This window comes from Thaumasiovibrio clandestinus (assembly GCF_047250365.1).
In the GTDB taxonomy this organism is placed as follows: Bacteria; Pseudomonadota; Gammaproteobacteria; order Enterobacterales; family Vibrionaceae; genus Thaumasiovibrio.
The window spans coordinates 105,703-122,994 of the sequence record NZ_JBLBVL010000002.1 but is presented as its reverse complement, the minus strand read 5'-3'; the positions used below and the strand labels follow the sequence as shown (position 1 = coordinate 122,994).

At 46.5% G+C, this 17,292-nt stretch carries 15 protein-coding genes; 14 read left to right on the top strand and 1 reads right to left on the bottom strand.

Features of this window, described 5'->3' with window-relative positions; genetic code table 11:
* Positions 1-2 precede the first annotated feature (2 nt).
* The 12 genes from pepB to ACKLNH_RS03505 all read left to right on the top strand — a co-directional run bounded on the left by pepB (position 3) and on the right by ACKLNH_RS03505 (position 12,185).
* Entirely contained in the window at positions 3-1,292 is a 1,290-nt protein-coding gene (gene pepB / locus ACKLNH_RS03560; RefSeq protein WP_413110876.1) for an aminopeptidase PepB, read from the top strand.
* Between the two features lie 33 nt (positions 1,293-1,325).
* Positions 1,326-1,751, top strand: a complete 426-nt coding sequence (gene ndk / locus ACKLNH_RS03555; RefSeq protein WP_413110875.1) for a nucleoside-diphosphate kinase — start codon at positions 1,326-1,328, stop codon at positions 1,749-1,751.
* Positions 1,752-2,016: 265 nt separating this feature from the next.
* Positions 2,017-3,141: a dual-specificity RNA methyltransferase RlmN gene (gene rlmN, locus ACKLNH_RS03550; protein ID WP_413110874.1), complete on the top strand. Its 1,125-nt coding sequence runs from the start codon at positions 2,017-2,019 to the stop codon at positions 3,139-3,141.
* 57 nt (positions 3,142-3,198) lie between these two features.
* Entirely contained in the window at positions 3,199-3,960 is a 762-nt protein-coding gene (gene pilW, locus ACKLNH_RS03545; protein WP_413110873.1) for a type IV pilus biogenesis/stability protein PilW, read from the top strand.
* Positions 3,950-4,852 carry a RodZ domain-containing protein gene (locus tag ACKLNH_RS03540; protein WP_413110872.1) on the top strand — a complete coding sequence of 301 codons (903 nt, stop codon included), beginning with the start codon at positions 3,950-3,952 and terminating at the stop codon, positions 4,850-4,852. Before pilW ends, ACKLNH_RS03540 begins: the two co-directional genes overlap by 11 nt.
* Positions 4,853-4,863: 11 nt before the next feature.
* Positions 4,864-5,979 (top strand): flavodoxin-dependent (E)-4-hydroxy-3-methylbut-2-enyl-diphosphate synthase, encoded by a 1,116-nt coding sequence (gene ispG / locus ACKLNH_RS03535; protein WP_413110871.1) that lies wholly within the window; start codon positions 4,864-4,866, stop codon positions 5,977-5,979.
* Positions 5,980-6,033: 54 nt separating this feature from the next.
* Complete coding sequence (gene hisS / locus ACKLNH_RS03530; RefSeq protein ID WP_413110870.1) at positions 6,034-7,302, top strand: histidine--tRNA ligase; 1,269 nt, start codon at positions 6,034-6,036, stop codon at positions 7,300-7,302.
* Between the two features lie 13 nt (positions 7,303-7,315).
* Positions 7,316-7,918 carry a YfgM family protein gene (locus ACKLNH_RS03525; protein WP_413110869.1) on the top strand — a complete coding sequence of 201 codons (603 nt, stop codon included), beginning with the start codon at positions 7,316-7,318 and terminating at the stop codon, positions 7,916-7,918.
* Positions 7,919-7,931: 13 nt separating this feature from the next.
* Positions 7,932-9,089, top strand: coding sequence for an outer membrane protein assembly factor BamB (bamB, locus tag ACKLNH_RS03520; protein WP_413111254.1), 1,158 nt, complete (start codon positions 7,932-7,934; stop codon positions 9,087-9,089).
* 122 nt (positions 9,090-9,211) lie between these two features.
* Entirely contained in the window at positions 9,212-10,708 is a 1,497-nt protein-coding gene (der, locus tag ACKLNH_RS03515) for a ribosome biogenesis GTPase Der (RefSeq protein WP_413110868.1), read from the top strand.
* A 69-nt stretch (positions 10,709-10,777) separates the two neighbouring features.
* Positions 10,778-11,650: an alanyl-tRNA editing protein gene (locus ACKLNH_RS03510; protein ID WP_413110867.1), complete on the top strand. Its 873-nt coding sequence runs from the start codon at positions 10,778-10,780 to the stop codon at positions 11,648-11,650.
* Positions 11,651-11,954: 304 nt separating this feature from the next.
* A complete protein-coding gene (locus tag ACKLNH_RS03505; RefSeq protein WP_413110866.1) occupies positions 11,955-12,185 on the top strand; it encodes a zinc ribbon domain-containing protein in 231 nt (76 codons plus the stop codon).
* On the opposite strand, the gene xseA is transcribed toward ACKLNH_RS03505, so the two are convergent.
* Positions 12,161-13,546: an exodeoxyribonuclease VII large subunit gene (gene xseA, locus ACKLNH_RS03500; RefSeq protein WP_413110865.1), complete on the bottom strand. Its 1,386-nt coding sequence runs from the start codon at positions 13,544-13,546 to the stop codon at positions 12,161-12,163. The genes ACKLNH_RS03505 and xseA overlap by 25 nt on opposite strands.
* Positions 13,547-13,780: 234 nt before the next feature.
* Here xseA and guaB point away from each other — a divergent pair, with 234 nt between their 5' ends.
* Both guaB and guaA read left to right on the top strand, forming a co-directional pair.
* Complete coding sequence (gene guaB / locus ACKLNH_RS03495; protein WP_413110864.1) at positions 13,781-15,244, top strand: IMP dehydrogenase; 1,464 nt, start codon at positions 13,781-13,783, stop codon at positions 15,242-15,244.
* 137 nt (positions 15,245-15,381) lie between these two features.
* Positions 15,382-16,959, top strand: a complete 1,578-nt coding sequence (gene guaA, locus ACKLNH_RS03490; RefSeq protein ID WP_413110863.1) for a glutamine-hydrolyzing GMP synthase — start codon at positions 15,382-15,384, stop codon at positions 16,957-16,959.
* The last annotated feature ends 333 nt before the right edge of the window (positions 16,960-17,292 follow it).

The following is a 17,292-nucleotide window of genomic DNA, read 5'->3' as shown; positions in this document are numbered from 1 at the left end:
ATATGTTGAGCGTTAGTCTGGCGTTGACACCAGCTGCGGGTGTTTGGGGTGGAACAGCGGCCCTGTTAAGCTACGGTCAAGGTAGTGCACACATTCATTATGATCATGATGCGCCACTGCGTAGTATTCAACAGGCAGCCAGACAGCTAAACACGCAAGGTGTCACTGCGGTTAGTTTAGATAACGAAGGCTGGACGTATGATCGCCAGTGGGCATTTTACTGCGGCTTTGCCCCAACAAAGGACAAGGTGGTAGTGAAGTGGGCCAGTATTGATGATGACGAGTTAGACATTTTAAATGCTCGCCGACGCGCGTTTGATTGGGCGCGTCAAATTATCAATGCGCCTGCTGAGGAGATATATCCAGAAGCGTTGGCAGACCAAGCCACGAGTTATCTGCATGATATCGGCGGTGATGCTATCACGGCCACGGTGGTTAAAGGGACGGAGCTTAAAGCGCAAGGTTGGACTGGGCTTTGGCATGTAGGGCGAGGCAGTGCTCGGCCAGCGGTTATGCTGACATTGGATTATAACCCGACTCAACGACCAGATGCTCCTGTAGCAGCATGCCTTGTTGGCAAAGGGATCACCTTTGACTCTGGCGGGTATAGTTTAAAAAGCAACTCCAGCATGGTGGCGATGCGGTGTGATATGGCCGGAGCAGCAACGGTGACAGCAGCGCTTGGTTATGCGATTGAACAGGGGCTAAACCAGCGTGTGCAGCTTATTTTGTGTTGTGCAGAGAACATGGTTTCTGGAGAGGCTTATAAGTTAGGTGATATTCTGACCTATAAAAATGGCGTCTCCGTTGAAGTGGTCAATACCGATGCAGAAGGGCGTCTTGTCTTGGCGGATGGTTTAATTGCTGCTTCGTTAACCGAGGCGACGACAATTATAGATGCGGCGACGCTTACTGGTGCGGCAATGGTCGCAGTCGGTGAAGACTACAATGCACTATTTGGTTTAGATAAGGTGTTATGGCAACAGGCGCAGCAGGTATCGGAGCTAGTCAATGAGCCAGCTTGGCCATTGCCGCTTGAAAAGTGGCACCGTGCACAGTGTCCATCAGCATATGCGGAGACGGCAAACAGTCGCTGTGTAAAAGGTGGTGGGTTTGGCGGTGCATCAAACGCAGCGGGTTTTCTGTCGCGGTTTGTACGAGAAGATGGCAAGGGCTGGCTGCACGTGGACTTGGCTGGTGCTTTTAAGGATAGTAGCGATGCACACTGGGCCGCTGGTGCGACTGGACGAGGAATTGCACATCTAGCTGCGTTATTAATGACGCGGGTATAATAAGAGAGATAAAACGGCAAGAAGGAAGCGAATATGGCAAAGGAAAGAACGTTTTCAATCGTAAAGCCTGATGCAGTAGAACGAGACTTGATTGGGGAAATCTATCATCGCATTGAACAATCAGGCTTACAGATTGTAGCAGCGAAAATGTTGCGTATGACCACGGAACAAGCGCAAGGTTTTTATATGGAACATCAAGGAAAAGCGTTTTTTGATGAATTAGTCGCCTATATGACATCCGGACCGGTTATGGTTCAAGTGTTAGAGGGAGAGAGTGCGATTCAAAACTATCGAGAACTAATGGGCAAAACCAATCCAGAAGAGGCTGCGATGGGAACTTTGCGTCATGATTATGCTCGCTCTTTACGGTATAACTCTGTGCATGGGGCTGATAGCCCTGAGTCTGCTGCGCGAGAAATTGCCTATTTTTTTGCAGACGATGAGATCTGTCCGCGTTAATTGATCGTGATGAAATTAATGAAGGAAGACGAGTACTGTTATCTTCCTTCTTTTTCTTTCCCCTTTTTTGTTCAGGTTGTTGCTCTGACCTCTCTTATTCCCCGACAAATCGACGGTGGAAACCTGCGGCTAAAGGCTGTACAATTTCGCGCCTTGAATTTCGATGCCAGCTACACTTGCAGTAAATGTATTTTTGATACGTTAGAAGTGCTGCTGAGTATCTGACTTCACGCATTTCCGTTAACCTTAAAGAGGCTACAGCTACATGTCAGCAGTCAAAGTGAATCTGATGGATTTTAACCGCCAGGGTCTTCGCAACTATTTTGTTGAAGAACTGGGAGAGAAGGCGTTTCGTGCCGAGCAGGTGATGAAGTGGATCTATCATTTCGGTTGTGACAACTTCGATGAGATGAACAACATCAATAAGAAGTTGCGCGAGAAGCTGAAAGTAGTCGCGGAAATCCGTGCGCCTGAAGTTTCTAATGCGCAGTACTCAACCGATGGCACCATTAAGTTTGCGATGCGTGTTGGGGATCAAGATGTTGAAACTGTCTATATCCCAGAAGAAGACCGCGCCACTCTCTGTGTCTCGTCGCAAGTCGGCTGCGCCTTGGATTGTAAATTTTGCTCAACGGGTCGTCAGGGCTTTAATCGCAATTTATCCGTGTCTGAAATTATTGGCCAAGTTTGGCGTGCAGCAAAAGAGATCGGGCTTGAAAAAGATACTGGTCGTCGCCCAATCACAAATGTGGTGATGATGGGGATGGGTGAGCCGCTATTGAATATGAAAAACTTAGTTCCTGCTCTGGAGCTAATGTTAGATGATCTAGGTTACGGTTTATCAAAACGTCGAGTAACGGTATCGACCTCAGGGGTTGTTCCAGGTCTTGATCAGATGGCAGGAAAGATTGACGTTGCACTAGCCATATCATTGCATGCACCAACGGATGAGATCCGTAGTAGCTTTATGCCAATTAATGATAAATACAATATTGAAACATTTTTAAGCTCGGTGCGAAATTACATTGATCAGTCAAACGCCAATCGCGGCCGTGTAACGGTTGAGTATATTTTACTCGATCACGTTAATGATGACATGCAACATGCTAGGCAGCTCGCAGAGACGCTAAAAGATACCCCGTCAAAGATAAATTTGATTCCCTTCAACCCTTATCCTGGGTCACCATATGGTAAGCCAAGTAACTCTCGTATCGATCGTTTTATGAAAACGTTGATGGAGTATAACTTTACGGTGACAGTACGTAAAACTCGAGGAGATGACATTGACGCAGCTTGTGGTCAGCTAGTCGGTGATGTGATTGACCGGACAAAACGTACAGAAAGGGAGCTGAAGGCAAAAGGGGAACCTATTGCTGTAAAAGCAGTCTAGTGAATAAAATAGAGAGCCATGTTGACATGGCTCTGATAATAGGGATGTTTAATTGTCATGTTGCGTTCGTCGTTGGTGATCATTGCATTCGCAATGTTAGTAGGGTGTGTGTCCGTTGAAGAAGTAGGTAACCATCGTATTAAACAGGTGGATCCTATTGAGGCAGCAGATAGCCGTATTGCTTTAGGAATTAATTACATGGGGCAAGGAGAAATGCCTCGTGCTAGAGACAACTTTCAGCAAGCGTTAGCGCTGGCACCGGATTATTACCGCAGTTTATTATCTATGGCATACTATTATCAACAAGTTGATGATTTTAACAAAGCGGACAACTATTACCGACAAGCCATGAGGAAAAATCCTCGAAATGGTGATGTTCTCAACAATTATGGGGTCTTTTTATGTCGTCAACAGCGCTACAATGATGCGATTGCGTTATTTGAGCGAGCCGTTGTTTTACCTGATTATCCCTTAGTCGCATCCAGTTATGAAAATGCAGGCCTTTGTGCGATAAGTCAGGACGATAATGAATCGGCATTAACGTATTTTGTGAAGGCGTTGGCCCATGACCCTGGTCGCCCTTTATCAATATTGCAACTCGCTAGTTTACAAATTGCCCAGAGCAATTTTTCAAGGGCGAGAGCAAACTTAATGAAATTTAACAAGCAGTACGGATACAAACCAGATAGCCTCTGGCTGTTAATTCAACTGGAAGAGAAAGCAGGACGACCACAAGAGAAGGTGCGTTATGCGAAACTCCTGGCTAGTCAGTATCCTGAATCCACGCAATATCAACAATATTTAGCCAATGACTACTGACCACAACGAAGCTACAGAAAACAAAAAAGCGGCCATCGGCCCTGGCGAAGTTCTAAAACAGGCTCGAGAGAGACTGGGAATGTCGCAAAAGGACGTGGCAGATCGATTACGTTTGCGTATTACGGTAATTGAAGAGATTGAAAACAATCGCTTCGATAATGAAAAGATAACCACTTTTACTCGCGGGTATGTTCGGTCCTACGCTAAGTGCGTCCATCTCGATGAAGAAGAGATGTTATCCATGCTTAGCGCGGCTGATTCGATGCCGCAAGACGAGCAAATGATGCATAGCTTCTCGCGTCGAACTAAGCGAGAAGCGCATGATAGTCGTGTTATGATCCTTACTTGGGTTATTGCTATCAGTGTTGTTGGAGTAACAGCATTAAAGTGGTGGCAGAGCGTGCAAGAGCCGAGTGCACTGCTAGACGCCCCTTCATCAACATTGACAGAAGTGATTGAAACAGAAACAACACAGACAGATATAGCGCTGGAACCTCCTGTCCCAACACAGTTACCCGAAGTCGACGGGGATGATGTTGCTGATTTGCCCATGACAGAAGTTACTGAACAAGCAGAATCGGCGGTGGATGAAGTACCAGTGCTGGATGATGCGATAGATTTGGTCGAAGAGAGTGAGCCTGTTATTGTTTCAGATTCGTCCATTGTTATTCGCTTTGACGGTGACTGCTGGGTTGATATTCGCGATGCGAAGGGTAAACGTCTGATCACGGGCATTAAAAAACAGGGTGAAACATTCGAGTTAGAAGGTGAAGCGCCATTTAAACTGGTGCTGGGTGCCCCAGATGTGGTAGAACTGCGTTATCAAGGCGAAAACATTGATTTAAGTAAGTTTGGCGTAGGTAAAGTTGCTCGCTTTACATTGCCGCAGTAAGAGTTTATTTCATGCATAGTGAATCACCTATTGTGCGTCGCAAGTCGACGCGCATTTACGTTGGCGACGTACCTATTGGCGATGGTGCGCCGATTGCAGTACAGTCGATGACCAACACACGCACGACCGATGTTGCCGCGACCGTTGCACAAATAAAAGCACTCGAAATGGCCGGTGCTGATATCGTCCGCGTTTCCGTACCGACAATGGATGCTGCAGAAGCATTTCGTGCTATTAAGCAACAAGTTTGCGTACCTCTCGTCGCCGATATCCATTTTGATTACCGTATAGCATTGAAAGTAGCAGAATACGGTGTTGATTGTTTACGTATTAACCCTGGAAACATCGGCAAAGAAGATCGTATTCGTGCCGTTGTCGATTGTGCACGAGACATGAACATCCCTATTCGTATTGGTGTAAATGGCGGCTCGTTGGAAAAAGAGATCCAGCAGAAGTATGGTGAGCCGACACCTGCTGCTCTTGTCGAATCAGCAATGCGTCATGTCGATATTCTTGATCGTCTTAATTTTGAACAGTTTAAAGTGAGCGTTAAAGCCTCTGATGTGTTTCTGGCTGTAGAATCTTACCGTCAACTGGCGAAAAAAATCGACCAGCCTTTACATTTGGGGATCACTGAAGCTGGTGGTGCCCGAGCTGGTGCAGTAAAATCAGCGGTTGGGCTGGGTATGCTGCTGTCAGAAGGGATTGGTGATACACTGCGTGTGTCGTTGGCTGCAGATCCTGTCGAAGAGATAAAAGTTGGCTTTGATATCCTTAAATCTCTGCGCATTCGATCGCGCGGGGTTAATTTTATTGCTTGCCCAACCTGTTCGCGTCAGGAATTTGATGTCATTGGCACCGTTAATGAACTCGAACAACGACTGGAAGATGTCGTGATACCGATGGATGTATCAGTGATTGGTTGTGTCGTAAACGGCCCTGGCGAAGCTGAAGCGTCTCACTTAGGTGTCGCGGGTGGTAATAAGAAAAGTGCTTTCTATGAAGACGGTAAACGTCAGAAAGAGCGCTTTGATAATGACGACCTGATTGATCAGCTAGAAGCCAAAATTCGCGCCAAGGCAAGCATACTTGATAGCGCAAACCATATTGATATCGAACAGAAATAATTCAGGCTGCCCGATGGCAGCCTTTTACAAGCCGTTAGGCAACGAGAAGACAAAGTGGCGAAACAAATTCAAGCAATTAGGGGCATGAACGATTGCCTCCCAACACAGACTCCATTGTGGCAAAAAGTTGAAGCATGCGTGACACGCGTAGTGAGTGCATACGGTTATAACGAAATCCGTATGCCGATTGTTGAGATGACGCCACTATTTAAACGCGCTATCGGTGAAGTCACCGACGTTGTTGAAAAAGAGATGTATACCTTTGAAGATCGCAATGGCGACAGTTTATCACTGCGTCCAGAAGGTACAGCGAGTTGTGTACGCGCAGGCATTCAAAATGGTCTGTTGTATAACCAAGAGCAGCGCCTTTGGTATATGGGGCCAATGTTTCGGCATGAACGACCTCAAAAAGGCCGTTATCGCCAATTCCACCAAGTTGGCGTAGAGGTCTTTGGTTTAAATGGACCAGATGTTGACGCAGAGCTGATCATCATGACAGCGCGTCTGTGGAAAGAGCTTGGTATTAATGAGCATGTTCGTCTGGAGTTAAATTCTATTGGTTCTCTAGAAGCGCGTCATACTTATCGTGATGCCCTTATTGCTTTCTTAGAACAGCATATTGATGTGTTAGACGACGATTGTAAACGTCGTATGCACACTAACCCACTTCGTGTTCTTGATAGTAAAAACCCTGATGTTCAGGCGATCCTTGTTGATGCACCTGAGTTGTCTGACTATCTAGATGAAGAATCGAAACAACATTTTACAGGTTTATGTGAACTCTTAGACGCTGCGGGTATCGAATACAGCGTAAATCAACGCTTGGTTCGCGGTCTAGATTACTACAACCGTACCGTTTTTGAATGGATCACAGAGAGCCTAGGTGCTCAAGGTACCGTATGTGGCGGTGGTCGTTACGACGGGCTAGTTGAGCAGTTAGGCGGTAAAGCGACACCAGCAGTAGGCTTTGCTATGGGCTTAGAGCGTCTTGTTTTACTGATGGAAGCACTTGAGCAGACCGACGTACGTCGTCGTGTTGACGCTTATGTGGTCACCATGGGTGAAGGTAGTATGCAAGCAGGTATGACGCTGGCAGAGCAGCTCCGTGATGCGATTCCTGACATTCGCGTGATGAACCACTTTGGTGGCGGTAACTTTAAGAAACAGTTTAAACGTGCAGATGCGGTTGGTGCTGCGTATGCGCTTGTTCTAGCAGAGAGCGAAATCGCTGCTGGAGAAGTAACATTAAAAGATCTGCGTAGCGGAGAGCAGACAACAGTATCTGTCGCAGACGCAATTATTAAGCTAAACGAATTGATTTAACAGAGGACGTATCGTGGAAGCCTACGAAACCGAAGAACAACAAGTAGAAGCGCTCAAGAAGTGGTGGCAAGAAAATGGTAAAGCTATCATTGCGGGCGCAGTGATAGGCTTAGGCGGTCTGTTTGGTTGGCGTGCATTTCAAGCGCATCAGCTAGAGCAGCGCGAGTTGGCATCAGATGCATACCAAGCCGCTCAAGTGCAATTGAACAGCGGCAACCTAACCGCGGTTGAAAACTTTATTGGTGAATTTGGCACGAGTGAGTACGCTGCATTAGCGGCGCTACAATTAGCAAAAGCGCAAGTTGATGCCGATGATTTATCAGGTGCGATGGAGCAGTTGCAGTGGGTTGCTGACAACAGCAAAGATGACGTTCTGGTTACCTTGGCGAATGTTCGTTTGGCTCGTTTATTGATCGCCACAGAGCAGTTAGACGCGGCAGAAAAAAGTTTAGCGACTATTTCAGCAGCGAGCTGGCAGAGTAAAGTGTTAGCCCTGCAAGGTGATATAGCCCTACAACGTGGTGATCACGATGCTGCGCGTACCGCTTATACAGAATCAATTGCACTGGAAAATGATCCCGTGATTAAAATGAAACTGGATGATTTGGCTCAGTAAGCAGGAACGCCATATGAAAGGGATGAATAAAACGCTGCTCATAGCCTTAGCAATGACAGGCTTATTGATGGGGTGTGCTAGCGAAGAAGATGCGGTGCAGATGGCTCCGCTTCCAGAAGTTGAAGACCAATTTCAACCGCAGCTAGCGTGGAAACATCAGGTGGGGGAAGGCGTTGGTAACTACTACTCTCAGTTAACCCCAGCCTATCGCTACGGCAAATTGTTTGTTGCTGATCGAGATGGTCAGGTAAAAGCACTGGATCCAGAGAGTGGTGACGTTCTTTGGCAAGCCGATGTTGCAGAGAATAAGCCAGCTCGCCTTTCTGGCGGTATTACTGCTGCTTATAATCGTATCTTTATCGGCAGTGAAAACGCTGAGCTGTTAGCCTTTGATCATGCCAGCGGTGAATTGCTATGGCGGGTTGATACTCAAGGTGAAGTGCTATCTCGTCCATTGGCTGATTCCACCTTGGTGATGGTTAATACTAGCCGTGGTGTCTTGGAAGCCTTTTCAGCCTTAGACGGAGAACGTCGTTGGCAGATCAGTACTGAGGTACCTACGCTGACCTTACGAGGTGATAGTTCACCTGCAGCCGTTGGTGGTGCAGTATTCTGGGGTATGGCAAATGGTCGACTCGGTGCAGCTTTAGTTGATGATGGACAGATGCTATGGCAGCAATCAATCGCAACCCCGAAAGGGGCGACGGAAATTGACCGTTTAGTGGATGTTGATGCATCGCCGCTAATTCTTGGTGAGCGCTTATTTATCGCTGGTTTTAATGGTGAGCTGGTTTCTATTTCGTTACAAACCGGTCAAGCGGCATGGAAGCGTCCTTATTCAACTTCAAAAGATTTTGTGGTTGATGGTCAGCGCCTTGTTTTGGTGACCGATGAAGATCACGTTGTCGCTGTCGATATCCGTAGTGGAACCGAGCTGTGGCGCAATCGTGATTTAGAGTACCGATTATTGACTGCACCGGCGATTATAGATGGCAAAGCCGTTGTCGCTGATGGCGAAGGCTATTTGCATTGGTTATCGTTAAGTGATGGTGAATTTGTTGCACAGCAAGCGGTGAATGATTCTGGCATTGCCGTCCCACCAATTGCGGTGGGTCAGAGCTATGTGCTAATGACGCGTGAGGGTGAGGTACAGCGTCTGCAAATTCCCTGAGAGTTATCACCGATGAGGTGATCATAATCACAATTAATGCTATCATCAAAAATTCGGCTCCGATCCTATAATGGATTGGAGCCGAAGTTGTTAGTATTGAAACATATTTTTAAGAGGTTTATATGATTCCTGTAGTCGCCCTGGTCGGTCGTCCTAATGTCGGAAAATCGACACTTTTCAACCGCCTAACACGCACCCGCGATGCGTTAGTGGCTGATTTCCCGGGTTTGACACGGGATCGTAAGTACGGCAAAGCGACGTTCGACGAGCATGAGTTTATTGTTATCGACACTGGTGGTATCGATGGTACTGAGGAAGGTGTTGAAACAAAAATGGCAGAGCAGTCACTGGCTGCTATCGAAGAAGCTGATGTCGTTTTGTTTTTGGTTGATGGCCGCGCTGGGCTGACTTCGTCAGATGAAGCTATCGCTAAACATTTACGTGCTCGTGAAAAGCCAACTTATCTCGTCGTTAATAAGGTAGATGGTATTGACGGTGATAGTGCGTGTGCTGAGTTCTGGCAACTGGGTGTTGATTCGATGTATCAGATCGCAGCGGCACAAAACCGTGGTGTATCGGCATTAGTCAATCGTGCACTGACTCCTTTTGCTGAGAGTCTAAATAAAGATCTAGACGGTAACGAGCAGTCACTGGAAGATCTAACCAGTATCGAAGATATTGAAGCAGCAGCAAAAGAGCTGACCGAAGAAGATGCAGAAGCGGCTTACAAAGCATTGCAAGATAAGCCAATAAAAATGGCCTTAATTGGTCGCCCGAATGTGGGTAAATCGACCCTGACTAACCGTATTTTAGGTGAAGATCGGGTTGTTGTTTACGATATGCCAGGCACAACGCGTGACTCTATCTACATCCCCATGGAGCGTGATGGACGTGAATATGTCTTGATCGATACTGCAGGGGTGCGTCGTCGCGGAAGAATTAACCAAACTGTTGAGAAGTTCTCTGTTATTCAAACGCTAAAAGCGATTGAAGATGCTAACGTTGTACTGTTGGTGATTGACGCGCGCGACAATATTTCTGATCAAGACTTATCCTTGTTGGGCTATGCGCTTAACGCTGGGCGTTCGATTGTTATTGCTGTGAATAAGTGGGATGGCTTAACGACGGAAGTTAAGGATCGCGTGAAATCTGAACTTGATCGCCGTTTAGGTTTTGTTGACTTTGCTCGTTTGCACTTTATTTCGGCTCTACATGGTACTGGTGTTGGTCACTTGTTTGAGTCTGTGCAGGAAGCTTATCAATCGGCAACCAAACGTATTGGTACATCGATGCTGACACGTATCATGCAGATGGCGCAAGATGATCACCAGCCACCGCTCATACGTGGTCGTCGTGTGAAGTTGAAATATGCACACGCAGGCGGTTATAACCCACCAATCATCGTTATTCACGGTAACTTGGTCAACTCACTGCCAGCTTCATATAAACGCTACTTAATGAACTACTACCGTAAGTCATTACAAATGATGGGTACACCTATCCGTATTCAGTTCCAGAGTAGTGAAAACCCATTTGAAGTTAAAACTAGCAAGCTCACAATTTCGCAAGAACGTCAGCGTAAGCGTTTAATGACAATGGTGAAAAATCGCCAAAATTAAGGCATTATCACTGCTGATTGTTATAAGCCCGGTTATTGCCGGGCTTTTTTGTATCTAGAAGGAAGAGTTATGCAACCAACCGTTGTCTTGTTTACACAAAATATCTTTGAAGCTGACGCAGAGATTTTGCTCCTTGGAGAGTATCAGGGAAAGCAGTGGTTAGTCACCGATCAGACGCCATTTCATCCTGTTAGTCATTTATGGGCAGATCACCCTGCCGATCGAGGTTACGTCGAGCGACAAGGTCAACGTACGTTGGTGGTTGATTGTTTAACGGCGGCATATCATCAGGAGAGCGGTGAACTACAAATTGATAGTGCGATTACCGCGCGTCGAGGCGAAGAAGGCTGGATTTTTGTTGTTGTTCATTTGCTACAAGATGCTATTGATGTTCGCGTTGGCGACAAGCTGATATGGCAGGTAGACGAAGACTATCAAGCAAGCTTAAGTCGGGGGCATACTGCGGGTCATCTGGCCTCGATGGCATTAAATAAAGTGCTAGCAGCGGCATATTGGCGTAAAGAGGCCGATCGCCGTGATCCATTAGGCCATCCCGATTTTAATAGTTATGCCCAACAATCGAGCCAGGTTACGCCGGATCAGTGTGTAGATATTTATCGTTTAGGTAAAACCTTGCGCAAGCGCGGGCTTAATGCCGCAGATGTGTTGGCTGATTTAGAATCCATTGCTGAAGCCGTTAATGTCCAGCTAACAGCGTGGGTGTCGTCGAAAGCTGATGTAGATATACAGCATGATGGGCCATTATTGACAGATTCAAGATATTGGCGTTGTCACCTGCCCGCAGAAGATGGTTTAGCAGTGATGCCTTGTGGGGGAACACATGTGCAGACATTGGCTTGTTTCGATAAGATCAGTGTTGAATTATCTGTGTCCGATGTGCAGAGTATCGTCATGACGACTCGTACATACGGATATGAATAAAACAGGCAATCATTCTGCATAGATCGCGAATGTCAGATTTATTTAACTCTAGATCTCGTTGCTCCCTGTGAAATAAATGGAATTAAATCCTTTTAAAAATCCAAATGCAGAACATGTAACTTATGCTTTCGGGATGCGTATTGATAAATGTTCTTTTGGCGGGTGATCGCTGATCATTGGGGCTTAACTGAACGATCACCTCCGATATGATCACTGTTGAGCCATGAGAGGCTGCTAAAGGTTATCGGAAGCATGATAAGATCAGGATAAAATATAACAACAGTCAATTAACTCTAAGAGGACGATGGAAATGGATATGTGTCTGAGCTGCCAACAGTCAGTTGAGTGGAATGGTGAGCATTATGTGTGCTTGTCGTGTAAAAAACACTATGTGCGTCAAGCTGACTGTCCTGATTGTGACCATCAACTAGAAAAACTACAGGCGTGCGGCAGTGAGAGCTATTTTTGTCATCACTGCAATGCCCTAAAATCAAAATCTCGGGTTCGCCGTTATTTGGTCGAGTTAACAGCCTGAATATGAGATTGTGCTTCTACGCTATCCACAGTCGAGTAGATTTGGCCGTTGGCGAATGTGGTTAGCAATTTGTCGCCAACAGAAACTTGCGCAGCATCCGTAATCACGTGGCCCGTTACTGTTTGCGTCATGCTATAGCCGCGTAGTAGTGTTTGAAGTGGACTAACACTGTCGAGCTGCTGAGCGAGCAAAGCAAATCGATGACTGTTATGAGTAAGGTGTGCGACCATTGCGTCGCTAAGCCGTTGCGAAAGCTGTTGATGCTGGTGTTGATGGCGCGTAATGGCCTTGTCAGGTGTGGCTAGCTGTAAACGATGCACTAAGCGCGTTAGTGCCAGTTGACGCTCTTGTACGTCACTGCAGACTTGCTGGCAGAGGCGAAGCTGTGCATCGTCCAGTTGTTGACTTCTTTGCTCTAACTGTCGCTGTGGGTGTTGCAGTTGCAGTTGACTAGTATGGTATTGTAATTGATGGTGAGCTTGCTGGACTTGGTAGCGTCCAGCTTGATAGAGGCGGCGTACCACCGTTGCTAGGCGTTCTCGTTGTTCTGCGCTGTCTCGGCTAACCAGTTCAGCCGCGGCAGAAGGGGTAGGCGCCCTGAGATCCGCAACCAAATCAGCGATAGTCAGGTCAACTTCATGGCCGACGGCACTAATAATGGGGATCTGGCTGGCAGCAATAGTTCGAGCGACAATTTCTTCATTAAACGCCCACAGATCTTCAAGGGAGCCGCCACCTCGGCCAACAATCAATACATCACACTCTTGGCGGCTATTTGCTCTACCAATCGCTTGCGCAATACTAACGGCTGCGCCGTCACCTTGTACCATGGTTGGATAGATAACAATAGGAAGGCTTGGGTCGCGACGTTGGAGAACATTGAGGATATCTTGCAGCGCTGCGCCTGATGATGAGGTAATAATACCGACACGTTGAGGCGTCGTCGGAAGGGCGAGTTTAGCGTGTTGAGAAAATAGCCCTTCTTGTTCGAGGCGCTGTTTTAGCTGGTCGAATTGGAGCTGTAAACGCCCGTCGCCTTCCGGTTGCATGCTTTCAATGATGAGTTGATAGTCGCCGCGTGGTTCATACAAGGAAAGGCGTGCTTTGACTAACACTTGCTGGCCATTTGCAGGTTTAAATGTGACCCGACGGTTATTCCCCTTAAACATCGCACATTTAACTTGAGCTCGGCTGTCTTTTAGCGTTAAGTACCAATGGCCTGACACAGGCATAGAGAAATTGGAGAGCTCACCAATCAGCCAGACGATGCCCATTTCACTTTCAAGCAACAGGCGAACTTCAGCATTCAGTGCAGAAACGGTAAAAATTCGGGATTTTTCTTGAGATGAAGAATATGTCACTAAAAGGTGTCCGAAGTAATCAGCATGTTATCGAAGATAAGTGATTGCACAGAAAAAGGCAATGGCCGGAGGAAAGACCGTAACACCGGATAATTAACCGGAGGATTATAGTTAGCAACTTCTATTTGTCAATAAAAAAATAAAAAAAATGTATAGCCAAACGTTTAACTCGCCCGTATAATTCGTTCGCAATATTAATTAACCCGACATTTTAACTTGGTGTGAGATATTGCAATGTTACGAATTAGACCAGAAGCTTTAACATTTGATGATGTTCTGTTGGTTCCAGCCCACTCAACAGTTCTCCCTAACACTGCCGATCTGCGCACCCGCCTTACGAAGACTATATCGTTAAATATTCCAATGGTATCAGCATCAATGGATACTGTTACCGAAGGACGTTTAGCAATAGCTCTTGCGCAGGAAGGTGGTATCGGCTTTATTCATAAAAACATGTCAATCGAAGCACAAGCTGACCAAGTTCGCATGGTGAAGAAGTTTGAAGCTGGCGTTGTCTCTGATCCTGTTACCGTCAAACCAGAAAACACCATTGAAGACGTGAAGCGGCTGACATATCAGAATGGCTTTGCTGGCTACCCTGTCGTTGATGATAACCATGAGCTTGTTGGTATTATTACCGGCCGTGATGTACGCTTTGTGACGGATTTATCGAAGTCTGTCTCTGAGGTGATGACGCCAAAAGAGCGCCTTGCTCGCGTTAACGAAGGGGCGTCACGTGAAGAAGTCGAAGCCGTGATGCAAGCACACCGCGTTGAAAAAGTATTGGTTGTGAATGATGATTTCCAACTTAAAGGCATGATTACGGCGAAAGACTTCCAAAAAGCAGAGCGCAAGCCAAATGCATGTAAAGATGCACGAGGCCGTTTACGGGTTGGTGCTGCAATTGGCGCAGGCCCTGGTAATGAAGAGCGCGTGAAGGCATTGGTTGAAGCTGGTGTGGATGTTCTGCTAATCGATTCATCACATGGGCACTCTGAAGGGGTACTGGAACGTATTCGTGAAACCCGTGAAGTGTATCCAGATTTGCAAATTGTTGGCGGTAATGTTGCAACAGCAGAAGGTGCTCGCGCACTAATTGAAGCAGGTGTTAGTGCCGTGAAAGTGGGGATTGGCCCAGGCTCTATCTGTACGACGCGTATCGTTACTGGTGTGGGTGTTCCACAGGTAACCGCTGTCGCTGAAGCTGTGGCTGTTGCAGATCAGTACGATATTCCTGTGATTGCCGATGGCGGCATTCGTTTCTCTGGCGATGTCAGTAAAGCGATTGCAGCGGGTGCATCATGTGTGATGGTTGGCTCGATGTTCGCTGGCACCGATGAAGCGCCGGGCGAAGTTGAGTTGTACCAAGGACGTGCGTATAAGTCATACCGTGGTATGGGTTCTCTGGGGGCGATGTCAAAAGGCTCATCAGATCGCTACTTCCAGAGCGATAATGCTGCCGACAAATTGGTGCCAGAAGGTATTGAAGGTCGCGTTGCCTATAAAGGTCACCTAAAAGAGATCATTCACCAGCAAATGGGTGGACTACGTTCTTGCATGGGACTAACGGGTTCAGCCACCATTGAAGATTTGCGCACTAAAGCGGAATTCGTGCGTATCAGCGGTGCGGGTATGAACGAATCGCACGTACATGATGTAACGATTACGAAAGAGGCACCCAACTACCGTATGGGTTAATCGACATTGCACCATTGTTGTGCATGAGAGTGTGAACATAGCCGACAATTTACGTAGCGTAAACGTTTGCTAATCTCTATAATTGCGGGGCTGAAACCAGCCCCCTTTTTGTAACTTTAATTTGAGACTGTTAGATAATGACCACAAATATCCATGATCAACGAATTCTGATCCTCGACTTTGGCTCACAATACACGCAACTAATTGCCCGCCGTATTCGCGAAATTGGTGTTTACTGTGAGCTTTGGAGCTGGGATGTAGATGAGCAGGACATTCGTGATTTTAATCCAAATGGAATTATTCTATCTGGTGGTCCGGAAAGTGTAACGGAAGAAGGGTCACCACGTGCGCCACAGTACGTTTTTGACGCGGGCGTTCCGGTATTGGGTGTATGCTACGGCATGCAGACAATGGCCGAGCAGCTAGGTGGTAAGGTCGCTGGTTCTAATGAGCGTGAATTTGGTTATGCGCAAGTAAAAGTGCTTGAGCAAACTGAGTTATTTAAAAACATCGAAGACGCCATTGCTGAAGATGGTCATTCACTATTAGATGTTTGGATGAGCCACGGCGATAAAGTTGTTGAGATTCCAGAAGACTTCAAAAAAATCGCGGTAACTGATACTTGCCCATATGCGGCAATGGCCAATGAAGAGCAGCGCTTCTATGGCGTTCAGTTCCACCCAGAGGTTACCCATACCCGTCAAGGTATGCGTATTATCGAGAACTTTATTCTTAATATCTGTGGTTGTGAAAAGCTTTGGACTTCAGCCAATATTATCGACGATGCAATTGCTCGTATTAAAGAGCAAGTTGGTGATGATGAGGTGATTCTTGGTCTTTCTGGCGGCGTGGATTCATCGGTTGTTGCTATGCTTATTCACCGCGCAATTGGTGATAAGTTAACTTGTGTGTTTGTTGATAACGGCTTGCTACGCTTGAATGAAGGCGAGCAAGTGATGGATATGTTTGGCGAGCATTTTGGCCTTAACATTGTCCATGTTAAAGCTGAGCAGCGCTTCCTTGATGCACTTAAAGGTGAAGCGGAGCCTGAAGCTAAACGTAAGATTATTGGTCATGTATTTATTGATGTTTTCGATGAAGAGTCGCAAAAGCTCAAAAATGCGAAATGGCTGGCACAAGGTACTATCTATCCGGATGTTATCGAATCAGCAGCGTCTAAAACGGGCAAAGCACACGTTATCAAATCTCACCATAACGTTGGTGGCCTTCCTGACGATATGGAAATGGGGCTCGTTGAGCCATTGAAAGAGCTGTTTAAAGATGAAGTTCGTAAAATTGGTCTGGAGCTAGGCCTACCGTACAACATGCTTTACCGCCACCCATTCCCTGGGCCAGGTCTAGGTGTCCGTGTTCTTGGTGAAGTGAAGAAAGAGTATTGTGACTTACTGCGCCGTGCTGATGCGATCTTTATTGAAGAGCTGCATAATGCCGATCTTTACAATAAGGTTTCGCAAGCGTTTACCGTATTCCTGCCTGTACGCTCTGTCGGTGTGATGGGGGATGGACGTAAATACGATTGGGTTGTTTCGTTGCGAGCCGTCGAGACGATCGACTTTATGACCGCACACTGGGCACACCTTCCATATGACTTTTTAGGTAAGGTATCTAACCGCATAATTAATGAAGTCGATGGTATTTCGCGTGTGGTTTACGATGTATCAGGTAAGCCACCAGCGACGATCGAGTGGGAATAATCCTGAGCTGGGTTTAGTGGTTTAGAAAAGCGCCGTTTAGGCGCTTTTTTTTCGGCAAATTTCAGAAGAGATGAGGTTGCTGTGGTGTTTAACGTGCTACATTTAGGTGATGCATTGTGAATATCTCGTTGCTGGCATGAAAATGATATTGTGGTTATATATGTCGCTGTATGGGGCTCTGACAGTAATACTGTGACGGGTTTTTTAAAAATGGCAGTTGCATATTCTTTATTTGGTTCAGCTTGCATTATAATGGGCTTGAAAATTAGGTTGTGGTTTGCCACCAATGATAATTGGTGATAAGCGCAACTAATGTCCATAAATAATGAAACG